Annotated in this window: 16 protein-coding genes and 1 tRNA gene; 8 read left to right on the forward strand and 9 right to left on the reverse strand. The window is 71.8% G+C overall.

The features are described 5' to 3' along the window. Positions 1–350: 350 nt before the first annotated feature. Positions 351–437: transfer RNA gene (locus BAW75_RS28415), tRNA-Ser, on the reverse strand. Between the two features lie 75 nt (positions 438–512). Between BAW75_RS28415 and deoD the strand changes: the two genes are divergently transcribed. The 3 genes from deoD to BAW75_RS28430 all read left to right on the forward strand — a co-directional run bounded on the left by deoD (position 513) and on the right by BAW75_RS28430 (position 2,436). Further along, complete coding sequence (deoD, locus tag BAW75_RS28420) at positions 513–1,220, forward strand: purine-nucleoside phosphorylase (protein WP_043327826.1); 708 nt, start codon at positions 513–515, stop codon at positions 1,218–1,220. Between the two features lie 113 nt (positions 1,221–1,333). Then, positions 1,334–1,972 carry a TetR/AcrR family transcriptional regulator gene (locus tag BAW75_RS28425; RefSeq protein WP_030502134.1) on the forward strand — a complete coding sequence of 213 codons (639 nt, stop codon included), beginning with the start codon at positions 1,334–1,336 and terminating at the stop codon, positions 1,970–1,972. Beyond that, entirely contained in the window at positions 1,969–2,436 is a 468-nt protein-coding gene (locus BAW75_RS28430; protein ID WP_043327825.1) for an acyl-CoA thioesterase, read from the forward strand. Before BAW75_RS28425 ends, BAW75_RS28430 begins: the two co-directional genes overlap by 4 nt. A 12-nt stretch (positions 2,437–2,448) precedes the next feature. Here BAW75_RS28430 and BAW75_RS28435 read toward each other — a convergent pair whose 3' ends face one another. From BAW75_RS28435 to BAW75_RS28445, 4 genes are all read right to left on the reverse strand, one after another. Next, positions 2,449–2,886, reverse strand: coding sequence for a nucleoside deaminase (locus tag BAW75_RS28435; protein ID WP_197494900.1), 438 nt, complete (start codon positions 2,884–2,886; stop codon positions 2,449–2,451). 178 nt (positions 2,887–3,064) lie between these two features. Next, complete coding sequence (locus BAW75_RS28440) at positions 3,065–3,589, reverse strand: tRNA adenosine deaminase-associated protein (protein ID WP_104115569.1); 525 nt, start codon at positions 3,587–3,589, stop codon at positions 3,065–3,067. 121 nt (positions 3,590–3,710) lie between these two features. Then, positions 3,711–3,881 carry a hypothetical protein gene (locus BAW75_RS32480; protein WP_166457820.1) on the reverse strand — a complete coding sequence of 57 codons (171 nt, stop codon included), beginning with the start codon at positions 3,879–3,881 and terminating at the stop codon, positions 3,711–3,713. Between the two features lie 73 nt (positions 3,882–3,954). Beyond that, positions 3,955–4,350 (reverse strand): hypothetical protein, encoded by a 396-nt coding sequence (locus BAW75_RS28445; RefSeq protein ID WP_176722829.1) that lies wholly within the window; start codon positions 4,348–4,350, stop codon positions 3,955–3,957. Positions 4,351–4,459: 109 nt separating this feature from the next. Between BAW75_RS28445 and BAW75_RS28450 the strand changes: the two genes are divergently transcribed. Continuing rightward, entirely contained in the window at positions 4,460–5,203 is a 744-nt protein-coding gene (locus BAW75_RS28450) for a M23 family metallopeptidase (protein WP_104115570.1), read from the forward strand. A gap of 48 nt (positions 5,204–5,251) precedes the next feature. After that, positions 5,252–6,322: a PHP domain-containing protein gene (locus tag BAW75_RS28455; protein ID WP_069088841.1), complete on the forward strand. Its 1,071-nt coding sequence runs from the start codon at positions 5,252–5,254 to the stop codon at positions 6,320–6,322. A 3-nt stretch (positions 6,323–6,325) separates the two neighbouring features. Here BAW75_RS28455 and BAW75_RS28460 read toward each other — a convergent pair whose 3' ends face one another. Then, positions 6,326–7,297 carry a DMT family transporter gene (locus BAW75_RS28460; RefSeq protein WP_043327820.1) on the reverse strand — a complete coding sequence of 324 codons (972 nt, stop codon included), beginning with the start codon at positions 7,295–7,297 and terminating at the stop codon, positions 6,326–6,328. A gap of 72 nt (positions 7,298–7,369) precedes the next feature. Here BAW75_RS28460 and BAW75_RS28465 point away from each other — a divergent pair, with 72 nt between their 5' ends. Next, the gene (locus BAW75_RS28465; RefSeq protein WP_104115571.1) at positions 7,370–9,040 is read left to right on the forward strand and encodes a DUF885 domain-containing protein; all 1,671 of its coding nucleotides are present in this window, start codon (positions 7,370–7,372) and stop codon (positions 9,038–9,040) included. A 46-nt stretch (positions 9,041–9,086) separates the two neighbouring features. Here the strand turns inward: BAW75_RS28465 and BAW75_RS28470 are convergent, their stop codons facing one another. Beyond that, the gene (locus tag BAW75_RS28470; protein WP_104115576.1) at positions 9,087–10,682 is read right to left on the reverse strand and encodes a DUF6114 domain-containing protein; all 1,596 of its coding nucleotides are present in this window, start codon (positions 10,680–10,682) and stop codon (positions 9,087–9,089) included. A 76-nt stretch (positions 10,683–10,758) separates the two neighbouring features. After that, positions 10,759–11,382 (reverse strand): DUF6230 family protein, encoded by a 624-nt coding sequence (locus BAW75_RS28475; protein ID WP_043327818.1) that lies wholly within the window; start codon positions 11,380–11,382, stop codon positions 10,759–10,761. A gap of 416 nt (positions 11,383–11,798) precedes the next feature. On the opposite strand from BAW75_RS28475, the gene BAW75_RS28480 reads away from it, so the two are divergent. After that, positions 11,799–12,533 carry a class I SAM-dependent methyltransferase gene (locus BAW75_RS28480; protein ID WP_104115572.1) on the forward strand — a complete coding sequence of 245 codons (735 nt, stop codon included), beginning with the start codon at positions 11,799–11,801 and terminating at the stop codon, positions 12,531–12,533. 85 nt (positions 12,534–12,618) lie between these two features. Here the strand turns inward: BAW75_RS28480 and pgfA are convergent, their stop codons facing one another. Next, positions 12,619–13,662, reverse strand: coding sequence for a cell envelope lipid trafficking protein PgfA (gene pgfA / locus BAW75_RS28485; RefSeq protein ID WP_104115573.1), 1,044 nt, complete (start codon positions 13,660–13,662; stop codon positions 12,619–12,621). A 135-nt stretch (positions 13,663–13,797) separates the two neighbouring features. On the opposite strand from pgfA, the gene BAW75_RS33530 reads away from it, so the two are divergent. Beyond that, positions 13,798–15,264, forward strand: coding sequence for an acyltransferase family protein (locus BAW75_RS33530; protein WP_420915051.1), 1,467 nt, complete (start codon positions 13,798–13,800; stop codon positions 15,262–15,264). Positions 15,265–15,714 lie beyond the last annotated feature (450 nt).

A 15,714-nucleotide genomic window follows, 5' to 3' on the forward strand; every position in this document is an offset into this window, starting at 1 on the left:
CTGGCAGAACGCACGCCGTTCTCCCGCCCATCAAGTTCTGACCTTCGACAAGCCAGAACCTAGGCAGGACAACGGCGTGCGCCATCAACGACGCGCCCAACCACCCACAGACACGTCACAAGACCCAAAAATATGACGAGCTACAACTGCCCGCACCGCACCCACCACAATCGCGCAGGCCATCCCGCGGGGCACCGAGGTGCATCGGGACATCGCCCAGCGCGTCGAAGGCTGCTGCGAAACAGCCCATCAGAGCACCCGAAATCCGCCTCTTGAGCAGCAACTGAGACCACAAGCGGAAAGCCCGGTCGATCCCTGAGGATCGACCGGGCGTTCTCGCTGTTCACGAGCGGTGGCGGCGGGATTTGAACCCGCGGAGGGCGTAAACCCTCACACGCTTTCGAGGCGTGCTCCTTAGGCCACTCGGACACGCCACCGCCGACGAGGGTACAGGACCGCCGGCTTGGACGCCGAACCGGTATCCCTCGGCCCGGCCTGGCAGGATCTTTGCCATGAGTACGCACATCGGCGCTGAGCCGGGAGAGATCGCCGAGCGGGTCCTGATGCCGGGTGACCCGCTGCGGGCCAAGTGGATCGCGGAGACCTACCTGGAGGGGGCCCGCTGCTACACGACGGTGCGCGGCATGCTGGGCTTCACCGGCAAGTGGAACGGCGTTGACGTGTCCGTCCAGGGCTCCGGCATGGGCATGCCGTCCGCTTCGATCTACGCCCACGAACTGGTAAACGAGTACGGCGTGAAGTCGCTGATCCGGGTCGGCTCCTGCGGCGCGCTGACCGAGGATCTGCAGCTGCGGGACGTGGTGGCGGCGATCGGCTCGTCCACCGACTCGAACATGAACCGGATGCGCTTCGACGGGCTGATCGACTACGCCCCGGTGGCCGACTTCGGGTTGCTGCGTACCTCGGTCGAGGTGGCCGAGCGGCGCGGCATCAGCATGCGGGTGGGGCCGATCCTGGCGGCGGACGCCTTCTACACGGACCGGCCGGACCTGTACGACACGCTCGCCGACTACGGCGTGCTGGCGGTGGAGATGGAGTCGGCGGCGCTCTACACGATCGCGGCGCGCTTCAAGGCCCGCGCGCTGACGATCCTGACCGTCAGCGACCACATCAAGACCGGCGAGAAGACCACGTCGCAGGAGCGTGAGCAGACGTTCGGCCAGATGGTCGAGATCGCGCTGGACACCATCATCGCCTGACCTGATCGACTCTGGACCGCCCCGCCGCCGCAAGGTGGCGGGGCGGTCGCGCGTTACCCGGGTCACAAAAATAAATACGACCGGTCGTGCTTGTTTCCCGATACGCTGCCCGCATGACCTCCGACGGCCGCGTCGCCCGTGGCGACCGCACCCGCACCGCGGTGCTGGACACCGCCGTGGCGCTGGCCACCGAGGTCGGCCTGCACGGCCTCTCCCTGGCCCAGCTCGCCGACCGGCTGGAGGTGAGCAAGTCCGGCCTCTTCGCGCACTGGCGCTCCAAGGAGGCGCTGCAACTCGCCACCGTCGACCGGGCCGTCGCGCAGTGGCAGGAGATGATCGTCGCGCCCGCCCTGGAGGCGCCCCGGGGCGTACGCCGGCTGCGCGCGCTGCACGAGGCCCGGATCGACTTCTACGCCGCCCGGGTGCTGCCCGGCGGCTGCTTCTTCGCCAACACCGAGTTCGAGTACAACGCCCGCCCCGGCCCGGTCCGCGACCGGCTCGCCGAGGCGTTCGCCCGCTGGACCGCGCTGCTGGAACGCCTCGTCCAGGAGGCGGTGGACCTCGGCGAACTCCCCGCCGACCTGGACGTGCCACTGCTCGCGTACGAGATCGACGCGCTGGGGATCAGCGCGGTGATGCGGTCCCGGCTGCTCGACCCGGACGCCACCTACCGGCACGCCCGCCAGGGCCTGCTGACCCGGCTGCGGGCGCTCTGCCCGGATCCGACCCTGCTACCGGAAGGCCAGTCATGAGCCACACCACAGTCGAGCGGCAGGCCGCCGAGTTCGGGCACGTCGCGCACGTGCCGGTGCACTTCGACGACCTCGACGCCATGGGCCTGCTGCACAACGCCCGCTACGCGGTGCTGCTGGAACGCGCGCTCACGCCGTACTGGGCCGAGCGCGGCGTCGCCTTCCGCGGCGACGTGCACGCCGCGCCGGACGTGTTCCACGCGGTCCGCGAGTTCACCATCAGCTACCGCGCGCCGGTCACCGGCGTCGGCACTGTGGCTGTGCACTTCTGGCTGGAGCACTTCGGCACCAGCAGCGCCCGGTACGCCTTCGAGTTCCGCTCGACCGACGGCGCCACCGTGCACGCCACCGGCACCCGGTCGATCGTCCGGCTCGACCCGGCGACGTTGCGCCCGACCGCGTGGACCGAGGTCGCCCAGGGGGTCGCCGCGACGCTGCTGCGCCCGGCGCCGACGAGCGCCTGAGCCGAGCACACCTCAGCGGAAGAACGCGCGCAGCAACGCCGCGCTCTCGCGTTCCAGCACGCCGCCGTACACCTCGGGGCGGTGCGTGACGCGGCGGTCGCGCAGCACGTCCCAGAGCGACCCGACCGCGCCGGTCTTGGGTTCCCACGCGCCGAACACCACTGTCGAGACGCGGGCCAGCGCGATCGCCCCGGCGCACATGGTGCACGGCTCCAGCGTCACGACGAGCGTGCAGTCGTCCAGCCGCCAGCGGCCCAGCCGCTGCGCGGCCCGGCGCAACGCCAGCACCTCGGCGTGCGCGGTCGGGTCGCCGGTCAACTCCCGCTCGTTGCGCCCGATCGCCAGTTCGGCGCCGTCGGGGCCGTAGAGCACCGCGCCGACCGGCACGTCGTCGGCGTCGGGGGTCGCCTCGTCCGGGCCGGTCACCGCGACCTCCAGGGCCCGGCGCATCCACAGCTCGTGCCGCTGCCGGCGGCCGACCGCGCCCGGTTCGGCGAGCGCCTCGTCCGCGCCGGGACCGACGCGCGCGGCCCGGCCGGGGGTGGGCTGCCCCGGGCGTACGGTCTCCAGTGCCGGATCGGTCGCGTCGGCGGGTTCGGCGGCGCCGGGCGTCCGGGACTCCCCGGGCTCAGACCTCACGCAGCTCCTCGACCTCGTCCACGCAGCCGAGCACCTGGCAGATCTCGGCGGTGACGTCGGCCGGCATGGAACCCTCGTGTGCGCAGAGCGCGAGCAGCTTCTGCGCCGGGATGCCCAGGTCGGCCAGCAGGTCCGCGTCACCGACCGGGTCGGCTTCCGGGTCCACAGCGGGCTGCTCGTTGTCGTCGTCGCCGCTGGAGGCGCGCGGCTCGTCGACCTCCTCCAGCCCGGTGACCGACGTCTTCAGGTCGCCGACCAGCAGCGCGCCCAGGCGGGACTCCTCCGCGTACGCCGAGTCGGAGCCGAAGACCCGCAGGTCCTCCCCCTCGTCCAGGCGCAGGACGACCAGGTACGTGTCGTCGGCCTCGACGAACAGCAGCGACAGGTCGGCGTCCGGCTCGACGTCGCGCAGCCGGTCCGCCACCTCCTCGATGTCGGTGACGCCCCGCAGGCTCACCTCGCCCGCGGTCCAGCCGCCGTCGACGCGCGCCACGGCAGCAGCGAAGTACGACACGGTCCCCCCAAATTGGCCTCGGCAGCACGCCGACAGGTCACGCGATGCACGTTAACCGGTCGGGTCGGCGGGCGACCGGTCAACGCCCCGTAAGGGCCGGCCGTTCTGAAGAGAAAGCCGGTCAGCCGACGACGCGCCGACGGGTGGCGATGAGTTGGCGCAGCCGCTCGGTACGCGCGCGCTGTGGTCGCTGGCGCTGCTGCACCGCGCGGGCACCGGCCAACTCGGCAAGGAGTTGCAGGCGACGGCGGCTCCGCTCGGGGTCGAGCCGCGGCGGTGTGGTCCAGGCCATACCGCCGAGCGTGGACCGTCACCGCGCGAACGTCAAGGTGGCCTTCGCTACGCAGCGAAACCGGCACCCATGGTCACCAGAGCGGCCAGTCGCCGGTCTGCGCCCACCGCATCGCGACCAGCGCGGCGGCGATGCTCCAACCACCGGCGGTGACGATCGCGACCCCGGTGGCGACCCCCCGGTCACCGTGGCGGACCAGCACCGCAGCCGCCGCCCAGGCCAGGGCGCCGGCCAGCAGAGTCCACCAGGCGTAACCCGCGATGTTGCGGCCGAGCAGCCCGAACAGCAGCAACCAGGCGAACGCGACGAGCGCGCCGACCGCGACCCCGGAGCCGGTGATCGGGTACGGCTCGCGGTAGCTGGGCCGGATCGGCGCGTTGGACGGGAAGAGTCCCGAGGGGGTACGCGGCGGAGGCGGGAACGCCCCCGGACCGGTCCCCTCGGGTCCGCCCTGCCACCCGTACGTCACCACCGCCCCCTTCCCCGAACGATCCACGTCGGCGTCACGCACAGTGACCGGCGGGTGTGACGCGGTCGCGGCGTTCGTCCCTACGGTAGTGGTCTGTCAGGATGACCGGATGCGCTCGCCATCGATCGGACGCCGGACGCGGCCGGCGCGCCCGGTCCTGCTGCTCGTCGCGGCGCTCGCCGCCGGGGGGTGTGGCGCCTCCACCGGGCGCGCCGACAGGTGGCAGGAACCGAGCCCGATCGCGACGGGCGCGCAGCCTGCCGACCCGGCGAGCCCGGCACCGCCGACCGCCTCCCCGCCGTCGCCGGCCCGCACGGACGTGAAGCGGGTCTTCCCCGTCCGCGCCGGCAACGTCGACTACCACCCGACGCACGGCGGCTACCCGGGCACCGACGTGTTCGCCGACTGCGGCGAGCCGGTGGTGGCGGTCACCGACGGCGTGGTGCTGGAGGTGAGCCGGGTCGACCGGTTCGACAAGCGCGGGCCGCAGGGCCCGAACAACGGCGGGCTCTCCGTCTCGCTGCTCGGCGACGACGGGGTGCGCTACTACGGCTCGCACCTGAGCGCGGTCGCGGCCGGCATCGACCCGGGCGTACGGGTCCGGGCCGGGCAGCAGCTCGGCAAGGTCGGCCGTACCGGCAACGCCAACAACGTCTGTCACCTGCACTTCGGACTCTCCCCGAAGTGCACGGGAAAGGACGACTGGTGGATCCGCCGGGGCGTGGTCTGGCCGGCGCCCTACCTGAACTCGTGGCGCAAGGACGGCAACCGCTCGCCGGTCGCCGAGGTCACCGCCTGGCAGCGCAAGCACGGCTGCCCGGCGTCGCCGGGCCGGTCCACCACGGGCGGCTGACGGTGCGGGGTCGCGCGGCGGGCGGCGGATGCGCGTAGGTTCCAGGGCATGAGTGCCCGGGATCCCATCGCCGACCTGCGCCGGATCGCGTTCCTGCTGGAACGGGCCAACGAGGCCACCTACCGGGTCCGGGCGTTCCGGTCGGCCGCGAAGACGCTCGGCGCGCTGCCCGCCGCCGAGGTGGCCGAGCGGGCCCGCACCGGCAAGCTGACCGAGCTGTCCGGCGTCGGTGACGTCACCGCCCGCTGCGTGGCCGAGTCGCTGGCCGGGGAGGAACCGGTCTACCTGCGCCGGCTGCTGGCGACCGAGGGCACCGACCTGGACGAGGCGGCGGCGAAGCTGCGGGACGCGCTGCGCGGCGACTGCCACACCCACTCGGACTGGTCCGACGGCGGCTCGCCGATCGAGGAGATGGCGCTCGCCGCGGTCGAGCTGGGCCACGAGTACCTGGTGCTCACCGACCACTCGCCCCGGCTGAAGGTGGCCCGGGGCCTGACCGCGGAGCGGCTGCGCAAGCAGCTCGACCACGTCGCCGCCGTGAACGAGGCGCTGCCGAAGGGCTTCCGCCTGCTCACCGGCATCGAGGTGGACATCCTCGCCGACGGCTCGCTGGACCAGGACGAGGACCTGCTGGCCCGCCTGGACGTGGTGGTCGGCTCGGTGCACAGCGGGCTGAACGACGACCGGGCGAAGATGACCCGCCGGATGCTGACCGCGATCGCCAACCCGCACCTGGACATCCTCGGGCACTGCACCGGCCGGATGGTCTCCTCCCGGCCCGCAGGCGTGACCGGGCCGGGCGACAAGGGGCACCGCGCGCGTACCCGCAAGGAGAGCGAGTTCGACGCGGACGCCGTCTTCGCGGCGTGCGCCGAGCACGACGTGGCCGTCGAGATCAACTCCCGGCCGGAACGGCAGGACCCGCCGAAGCGGCTGATCCGGCTCGCGCTGGAGGCCGGGTGCCGGTTCGCCATCGACACCGACGCGCACGCCCCCGGCCAGCTCGACTGGCAGCGGTTCGGCTGCGAGCGGGCCGCGCTGTGCGGGGTGCCGGCGAACCGGGTGGTGAACACCTGGACGGCCGACCGCCTGGTGAAGTGGACGGCCGGCCGTAGCTGAGGGTCAGCCCTGGGCGGCCGGTTCGACAGTGCGGGCCGGCACCACCACGTCCGGGCGCGTGCGGCGCCGCCCGAACAGGCCCTGCGCGACCGCCACGCCGGCCAGCACCACGAGCGCACCCACCGGCTGGTGCCAGGTCATCCGCTCACCCAGCACGACCGCGCCGACGAGCACCGCGAACACCGGAACCAGGTACGTCACTGTGGACGCCGTGCTCGCCCCGGCCAGCCGGATGTTGCGCATGTTGATGACAAAGGCGAGCCCGGTGCCGAGCGCGCCGAGCGCCAGCACGCTCGCGATCACGCGCGGCGAGAGCCCGGCCGGGGACGGCGGCGTCCCGACGAACGGCGCGACCAGCGCTAGCTGCGCGGTCGCCACCAGCAGCTGGGCCGCCGACAGCGACAGCCCGGAGTACGCGCTGCCCGCGACGAACTTCTTCTGGTACGGAATGGCGAGCCCGTAGCAGGCAGCCGCGCCGAAGCACATGAGCTGGCCGACGAAGTGGGCGCCGCCGACGCCCTCCCAGACGCCGAGCACCACGAGCACCCCGACGAAGCCCAGCCCCAGCCCGACCGCCCGCCGCACGGTCAGCCGCTCGGTGCGGAACACCAGCACCGCCAGCGGCAGCACGATCAGCGGCGTGGTGGCGTTCCAGATGCCGGCGAGCATCGACTCGACCCGCTGCTCGCCGTAGCCGAACAGCGTGAACGGCACCGCGACGCCGAACGCGGCCACCACGAGCATGTGCCCCCAGACGCGAAGGTCGCGGGGCAGCCGGTCGCGCAGCACGGCGAGCACCACCAGCAGCGTGACCGCGCCGGTGGCCACCCGGTAGAGAGTGAGGTGCACGGGGTGCAGCTCGGCCACGCCGACCTTGATGAACAGAAAACTCGAACCCCAGATGGCGGCAAGCGCGACGAACCCCGGCAGCCAGCTCCGCAGCGGCGCGCGGTCAGGAGTGAAATCGACTGTCACCCCTGACACTCTGCCCCACGGGTACGACGATGTCGTGCGGAATTCGGCTGCGGGGTCACGTAGGGTCCCCTCGTGGGACGAATCGATGACCTCGCCAACCGGTACGTGGCCGAGTGGGCTCCGCTGAGCCCGACCGGGGCCACCTACGTCGGCATCGCCGGCTACGACGACCAGCTCGACGATCTGTCGCCCGACGGCTACGCGGCCCGCGCCGACCTGGCCCGGCGCACGCTCGGCGAACTCGACGTGACCGAGCCGGAGACCGAGGCCGAGCGGACCGCCAAGGAGGCCATGCAGGAGCGCCTCGGCCTGGAGCTGGCCCGGTACGAGGCCGGCGAGACCGGCAGCGAGGTCAACGTCATCTCCAGCGGGCTGCACGAGATCCGGATGGTCTTCGACCTCATGCCGACCGACGGCGAGGAGGCGAAGGCCAACGTGGCGGCCCGGCTCAACCGCTTCGCGTCGGCGCTCGACGGCTACAAGCGCACGCTGCGCGAGGCCGCCGCCGCGGGACGGGTCAGCTCGCAGGTGCAGCTCGTCGAGGTGGCCAAGCAGTGCGACGTCTGGGTCGACCCGGAGGGCGACAACTTCTTCCACGGCATGGTCGAGCGGCTCGACGCCGACGGCGCGCTCGGCGCGGAGCTGCGCAAGGGCGCGGCCGCCGCCACCGCCGCCGCCGCCGAGTTCGGGCAGTTCCTGCGCAACGAGCTGGCGCCGGCCGGGCGGGAGAAGCAGGCCGCCGGGCGGGAGCGCTACGAACTGGCCTCGCAGTACTTCCTCGGCGCGAAGGTCGACCTGGACGAGACGTACGCCTGGGGTTTCGCGGAGCTGGCCCGGCTGGAGGCCGACATGCGGACGGTGTCCGCGCGCATCGCCGGGCCCGGCGCCTCGATCGACGACGCGGTACGCGCGCTCGACGCCGAGCCGGCGCGGACGGTACGCGGCAAGGAGGCGTTCCGGGACTGGATGCAGGCGCTCGCCGACCAGGCGGTCAGCGACCTGAACGGCACCCACTTCGACATCCCCGAGCAGGTACGCCGGATCGAGTGCTGCCTCGCGCCGACGAGCGACGGTGCCATCTACTACACCGGCCCGAGCGAGGACTTCTCCCGGCCGGGGCGGATGTGGTGGGCGGTGCCGCAGGGCATCACCGACTTCTCCACCTGGCGGGAGGTGACCACCGTCTACCACGAGGGCGTGCCGGGTCACCACCTGCAGGTCGCGCAGACGGCCGTCCGGGCCGACCTGCTCAATCGCTGGCAGCGGCTGTTGTGCTGGGTCTCCGGGCACGGCGAGGGCTGGGCGCTCTACTCCGAGCGGCTGATGGATGAGCTGGGCTACCTCGGCGACCCCGGTGACCGGCTCGGCATGCTCGACGGGCAGGCGCTGCGCGCGGCCCGGGTCATCGTCGACATCGGCATGCACCTGGAGCTGGAGATCCCGAAGGACAACCCGTTCGGCTTCCACCCGGGCGAGCGGTGGACGCCGGAGCTGGGCTGGGAGTTCATGCGGGCGCACTGCCGGGTGCCGGACGAGAACCTGCGTTTCGAGCTGAACCGCTACCTGGGCTGGCCCGGGCAGGCCCCGTCGTACAAGGTGGGCGAGCGGATCTGGTTGCAGGCCCGGGAGGACGCGAAGGCCCGCAAGGGCGCCGACTTCGACCTCAAGGAGTTCCACCGCCAGGCGCTCGACCTGGGCTCGCTGGGGCTGGACCCGCTGCGTAAGGCGCTGGCCCGGCTCTGAGCCGGCTTCCGGGTGCCGGCGGCGCGTTCCGCCGGCACCCGTCCGGTCAGGCGCCGAGCGTCACCTTCAGCGTCGGCCGGCCGGTGAGCGTGTTGCTGGTGACGTACGCCAGGTCGATGACCGGGTCGGTGAACGTCACCGGGATGGGCAGCGTGACCGGCAGGCCGTCCGGAAACGGCAGGTCCGGCGTCAGCGTCAGCTTGATGCCGGCGAGCTTGCCGACGAACCGGGTGCAGTAGAACGCGACGTCGTCGCGGACGGTGAGACGGTCGGTCGCGTACCGCTGGGTGCGACCGCTGGGGCCGTCGGCGACCAGCAGGAAGTCGTCGGTCACGGCTTCCTTCATGCTGAACTTCAGCACCTTGAGCGCGCCCTGCTCGGTCCGCAGGTCGGTGATCCCCTCGAACCGCAGCCCGGTCATGGTCACCTTGGAGCCGGTGAGCTTCGACGGCTGCTTGGCCACCTTCGGCAGGCCCGGGTCGGCGGCGATACGCGGCAGCGGCTTGCCGGGCTCCACCTTGCCGGGCTTCGCCGGTTCCTCCTTGCCCGGCTTGCCCGGTGTCGGGCAGTCGGTCGAGCCGGGACGGGTGGTCGGCTTGCTCGTCGGGGCCGCCGATCCGCTCGCGGTCGGAGTGGGCGAGGGCGTCTCGCTCTTCTTGCTGCCGCCCTTGAACAGGTCACCGATCCCCTCGAAGAAGTCGGTGATGATGTTGCCCTCCCGCGTCGGGCTCGCGCTCGGCGTCGGGGTGGGCGTCGCGGAGGGTGCCTTCGACGGCGTGGCGGGCTTCGTCGGGCAGGCGCTGGCGGCGGGCCTGCTCGGTGCGGCCTGTACCGCGCGCGGCTGCACGGCCAGGCCGGCGGTGGCCAGGCCGAGCACCAGCAGGACGATGCCGAAGGCACGCGGGTCCGCCGAACGGCCCGCCCACTCGGGCGGGCCGCCGTCGGATCCGGCCGCCTGCCCGTTCACCGACTGCCGAGGGACCGGCCGCTCCCCGCCCGGCCGCTCGGCAGTCGGCTGCTCGACGGCCGGCCGTACGGCGGCCGGCACCTCGACGGTCGGCAGTTCCCCGGCCGGCTGCTCGTCAGCGGGTTCCGGGCCGCCCGGCCGGCCGGTGACCGACTGGTCGGCGCCGACCTGCTCGACGCCGACCGGGCCGTCGACGTCGAGCTGGTCGGCGTGCCGCTGGTCCACCCTGGTGTCGCGCTCGTCGTCCGCCTCGGTGTCGCGCTCTTCGGCGGCGGGCTCCGACGGCCGGACCGGCACCCAGGCGAAGGCGAGCGCGCTGCCCACGATGCCCAGCAGCAGGCCGAGGAAGAAGCCGCCGAGGTTGAGCCCGATCAGCGAGTAGACGGTCGTGACCGCCGCGACGATCGAGTAGAACAGCCGCTGCGCCGGACTGAGCCAGAGCAGCACGCCGCAGGTCCCGAGGATGGCCGGGATCAGCAGCGAGAGCAGGCCGGTGGCGCCGCTGCTGAAGCTCAGGCCGTTGAGGGTCAGCCGGGTGGAGGCGAGCATCTCCACCCCGGCCAGGATGATGAACAGGCCACCCCAGAACGGCCGGCTCCGCTGCCAGCGGCGGAAGGTCCGCCACGTCCGGGCCGCGGTGCCGAGCCGGGCGTGGGACGGTTCGACGGTTGTCACGTACTCCTCCTGGCGGAGCGGGGGCGGGGACGGTGGGGCGGGCCCGCGGTGGTCGGCCACCCGGGCCGTGCTCAGCTCAGAAGCACTCCTTGCCCTTGGCGTCGTCACCCACGTTGACCTTGAGCCGCAGCCCGACCAGGTTGAACGTCGAGGACGTGGTGTAGCGCGACACCTGCTTCAGGTCGCGGATGGTGACCCGGTCGGAGTTCTGGCCGAACGAGCCGCGCTGGGCCGTCGGGTTCAGGTCGCTGGCGTCGCGGCCGATCTGGATGTTGGTGAACGTCGCGTTGCCTTCGAGCGAGTCCATCGCGATCACCAGGTCCTTGGCGCGGGCCGGGTCCTTGCCCTCGCCGGCGTTGATGGTGAGCACCACCGGCAGGCCGGGCAGGTCGGCGCGGACGGACTGGCAGAGGTTGTACAGGTCGGCGCTGCTGATCTCGGCCATCGCGACCGGGCGCGTCGCGCCGGCCTTGCCGTCCTCACCCTTCTCGCGGACGATGCCGCCGTACTGCTTGAAGCCCTCGCCCTCCAGGCGGTCCGCGCCGATCTTGAAGGTCTGCCCGGACACGGTGATGTCGGAGGCGATGGCGCCGGTCGACATGCCGAACAGGATGGCACCGGCGGCGGCCGTGGTGGGCACGATCATGGCGGCGAACCGCTTCCACCGGGTACGACCCTGGTTGTCGAGCCGATTCTGCACGGGTTCCTCCTCGAGCGAATGTGCGCGGCGGCCGGTTGTCGTACCGGTGGCCCGCGCCGGGCCCCGCCCTCTGTTACCGACGGGTAACGATCGAGCCTGATCGTGCACCCGATGCGGCGCAGCTCACAACCCCCTCGCGTACCCGGCGGTAACACGAGTGCGCCACGAAGCTTGCTCGCCATCACCAGGCGTTGACGCTCCGGAGCAGGAAAAGGGCATCAAAGTGCGCAAAGACACCGTCATTGAGCACCCGATCAACCCACAGTGACGACACATTGAGGGATTACAATCAAGTAACAAATGTACAGTGCGTCGGGCGCGATGGGCCGTTCGGGGCAGTGTCGTCGGCCGAACATCCGAGCCGGCAGATGACCGGGTCGATCCAGCCGCACCCCCGGATGTCCTAGGGTTTCGGCGTGAATCTCGACGACGTACGGCGCGACTGGACCAAGCTGGGCGCCGAAGATCCGCTGTGGGCCGTCCTCGTCCAGCCCGGTAAGCGCGGCGGGCAGTGGGACGTCGAGGAGTTCCTGGCCACCGGCCGCGCCGACGTCGAGGAGACGACCGGATGGCTGGGCCGGCTCGGCCTGCCCACGCGATGGGATCGCGCGCTGGACTTCGGATGCGGGGCCGGTCGGCTGTCGCAGGCGCTCGCGCCGCACGCCGGCGAGGTCGTCGCCGCCGACATCGCCCCGTCGATGCTGGAGACCGCCCGGCGCCTGGACCGCAGCGCCGGGAACATCCGCTTCGTCCTCAACGACGCGCCGGACCTGAGCCAGTTCCCCGACGGGCACTTCGACCTGGTCTACAGCGCGCTCGTGTTGCAGCACCTGCCGCGCCCGGCGATCGACAGCTACCTCGCCGAGTTCCTGCGCGTCCTGCGCCCCGGCGGGGTCGCCGTCGTGGGCCTGCCGACCGAGCCGGCCCGTACGGCCAAGGGCGTCATCTGGAAGCTCGCGCCGTTCCGCCTGATCAGCTGGGCGCAGCGCCGGCTGCTCAACTACCCCGCGCCGATGAAGATGACAGCGGTGCCGGACGCCGACATGACCCGGCTGGTGGCCGCCAACGGCGGGGAGATCGTCGGGCAGCGGCCCGACCTGCCGTACACCGAGGACTGGATCTGCACCCGGTACGCGGTGCGCCGCCTCTGACCTGCCACCTGCCGCGCACACGAGCAGGCCGGCCGACCCTGGTGGGTCGGCCGGCCTGCTCGTGTGGTGGTGCGAGGGTTGGCGCTCAGGACTCCGCGCGGTCCGCGGCGTGGCGTCCGCCGGCGGGCACGATCGGGTCGTCGTCGACCGGCTCCGCCGAACGCTGCGACGGCACGTCGTCCACCGGTCCGTCGCCGGCGTCCACCGGCGTCGCGTCGGGCCGGCGGCGAGCCGCGCGGACGATGATGAACAGGCCGAGCAGGAGCAGGAGCAGGCCCACGACGCCGAGGACGATCGGCAGCACGGTGGTCAGCAGGTTGATCTGCCCACGCGCGTCCTTGGCCGCCTTGGCCTGCTGCTTCTGGGTGTCCTCGGTGAAGACGAGCGTGGCGTCGATGATCTTGATCTTGTCCGCGCCGGTCTCGTCACGCAGGGTCTGGAGCTGCTTCTCCTGCCCCTTGACGATGACGCCGCTGTCCGGCTCCACCCAGAGGGTGCGGGTGTTGGCGTAGAAGCGACCGGCCGTCACCGTGGGCTGGGCCGATCCGACCAGGTTGCCCGGCACGTCGATCTCGCTGATCTTGATCGGTTCGGCCGTCATCTCGAACTTGTAGACGGTCAGCCCCTGCAGCTTCTCGGTGCCCACGTACTCGGCGGGGTACGCCTTCCGAGCGGTGTTGTCGAAGTACTGGTACGTCTTCTTCTCCGTACCGAACGGGAAGGTGTAGGTGAGCCCCTCGTGCTTGAAGGGCGCGCCGTTGACCGCCTCGGCACAGCAGGCGACCGACTCCGCCGTACGCCGGTCGAGGGCGACCCGGTCCGTGCTGACCGTGATCTCCTTGCCCGCGTCGTCGATCACCCGGACACCGACGTTGAAGACCGTCCGGTCGGCGTTGCCGGCCTCGACGTCGCCGCGCACCGCGCGGTGGGCGGTCAGGTTGACGCCGCTGCGCTCGGCCAGCGTGCTGAAATCAAGAACGGTCGCGTTCTTCGCCTCTGAAACCGTTACCGAACTCTGGTCAAGGGGCACCTTGACCAGAGCGGGCGCGACGGCCAGCGGCGTCGCCACGGCCCCGACGATCAGGAACGCGCCTGCCGCCACCAAGATGGCACCCGACGTGGGTCGCATGAAACTCCTCCCCTTGTAAAGACTCGACTAGTCGGCTGACAGTACATGACGAGGCCGATTTCGGATATGGTCCGATGCGACCTCTCGCGACGTACTGACTCCGGGGGTGCAGCAGCCACCGGGCTGCGAGATCAAATGGATGTCGAGGGAACTGTGAGCCGACCCGTCAGACCGGACTCGAGCAACGGACAGGCGATCCTGTCCGCAACTAATACCGGCCGTTCGGACGGTTGGTTGCCCGCATTGGAAGGGCTGCGGGCGGTGGCGGTGATCGGCGTGGTCGTCCACCATGTCTCCTTTCTCAGCGGACTGACCAACTCCTTCGCCCACCTCGCAGCTGTGCTGGCCAGGCTGGATGTCGGGGTGGCGATCTTCTTTGCGCTGTCCGGTTTCCTCCTCTATCGGCCATTCGCGCTCGCTGCCATTAACGGACAGTCAGGACCATCCGTTCGGCGATACCTCTGGCACCGCGCGCTGCGCATTCTGCCCGGGTACTGGGCAATGGCGATCGTCGCACTGACTTGGCTCAACATCGACTATCTGAAGTCCGTCTGGGACTGGGCGATCCCCTTTCTTCTGGCACAGATTTACGAGCCATTGCGACTCCCGGTCGGCATGGAGCAGACCTGGAGCCTGGCTACGGAGGCGACTTTCTACCTTGCGCTGCCACTGATAGCGGTGCTCGGCCGCCGAATGGGCGGCCGTACCCCGCTCGGGCGAGCCCGGCGCCAACTGGCGTTCGGTGCCGTACTCGTCCTTGCCGGCCTCATCTGGAATGCGTACGCACACGGTCCCGACTCGCCTCTACCGGGACTCGCGGTGCTCTGGCTGCCCGCCTTTCTCGACTGGTTCGGCATCGGCATCATGCTGGCCGTGCTCGCCTCGTGGCCCGTCGGCACGACCTCGACCCCGTTCCTCACCGGGCTGACCGGTGACGGGTCTGGGCGGGGCGACGAGGACCTGTGGTCCGCCACGCCGCGCGGCCTGCGCGTGTTCACCTTCGCCCCGGGAACGTCCTGGCTCATCGCCGGCGCGCTGCTCTGGATCGCGAGCACGCCCATCGCCGGCCCGCGCGGGGTCGAACCCGCCAAGCCGGTCGAGTCGGTCACCGAGCACCTGCTGTTCCTGCTCGTCGCCTGGTGCCTGATCGCCCCCCTCGTCGGGCCGGGGTCCGGCGGGGTGCCCCGCGCTCTCCTCAGCCACCGGGCGGTCATGTTCCTCGGCCGGATCTCCTACGGCATCTTCCTCTGGCACCTCCTCGCGCTCGAGGTCTGCTTCCGCCTGCTCGGATTCACCCGGATGAACAGCTCGTTCTGGGTTCTCCTCGCCGTCACCCTGGCCCTCACCGTCCCGGTCGCGACGGCCAGCTACTACCTCATCGAGCGGCCCGCGCGACGGCTGCGGCGGCGCGGCGGCCGCCGCCGGCCCGTGGCCGTCGAGCCCGACCTCCCGCTCCGGGCCGCGACGCCGGCGCCAGCGCTTCAGGGCGCCGGCCCGGCCGGCCTCGGAACTCGCCTCGTACCGGCCGCGGACCCGACGGAACCGCAACACGAGAGCGGCGACCGCCACGAGGAGCAGCCCGGTCGGCAACAGGACCAGTAGCTCCGCCACCCGTTCCGCGCCGACCCGGGGCAGCCACAGACGCTCGGTCCCGTAGACGGTGAGCCCCAGCGCAGCCGGCACCCAGATCCATGCCGGGCCGGGCGTGCGACCCCGGTGCAGCGCCACCACCGCGGCGGCGCAGCCGAGCCCGACCAGGCCCCCGAGCAGCGCCGGCACCGCCACCGCGAGCAGCGGCGCGGTCGGCATCATCGTCGGCACCACCGGGTACGCGGGTCGATGGCGGCGCGCGGGAATCAGCGCCCCGACCATCAGCAGCACCAACAGGCCCCCGGCGACGAACAGGACGATCCGGTAGTGCTCGCCGGGCGTGAAGACCAACTCGACGCGGCCGGCGGGACCGGCCGGCACGAACCATCCCTGCTTCCACCCGTCCAGGCGGGCCGCGATCAGCTCCTGCCCGTCGAGCGTCGCCCGCCAGCCGGCGTTGGC

The sequence above is a fragment of the Micromonospora chalcea genome (assembly GCF_002926165.1).
Lineage (GTDB): Bacteria > Actinomycetota > Actinomycetes > Mycobacteriales > Micromonosporaceae > Micromonospora > Micromonospora chalcea.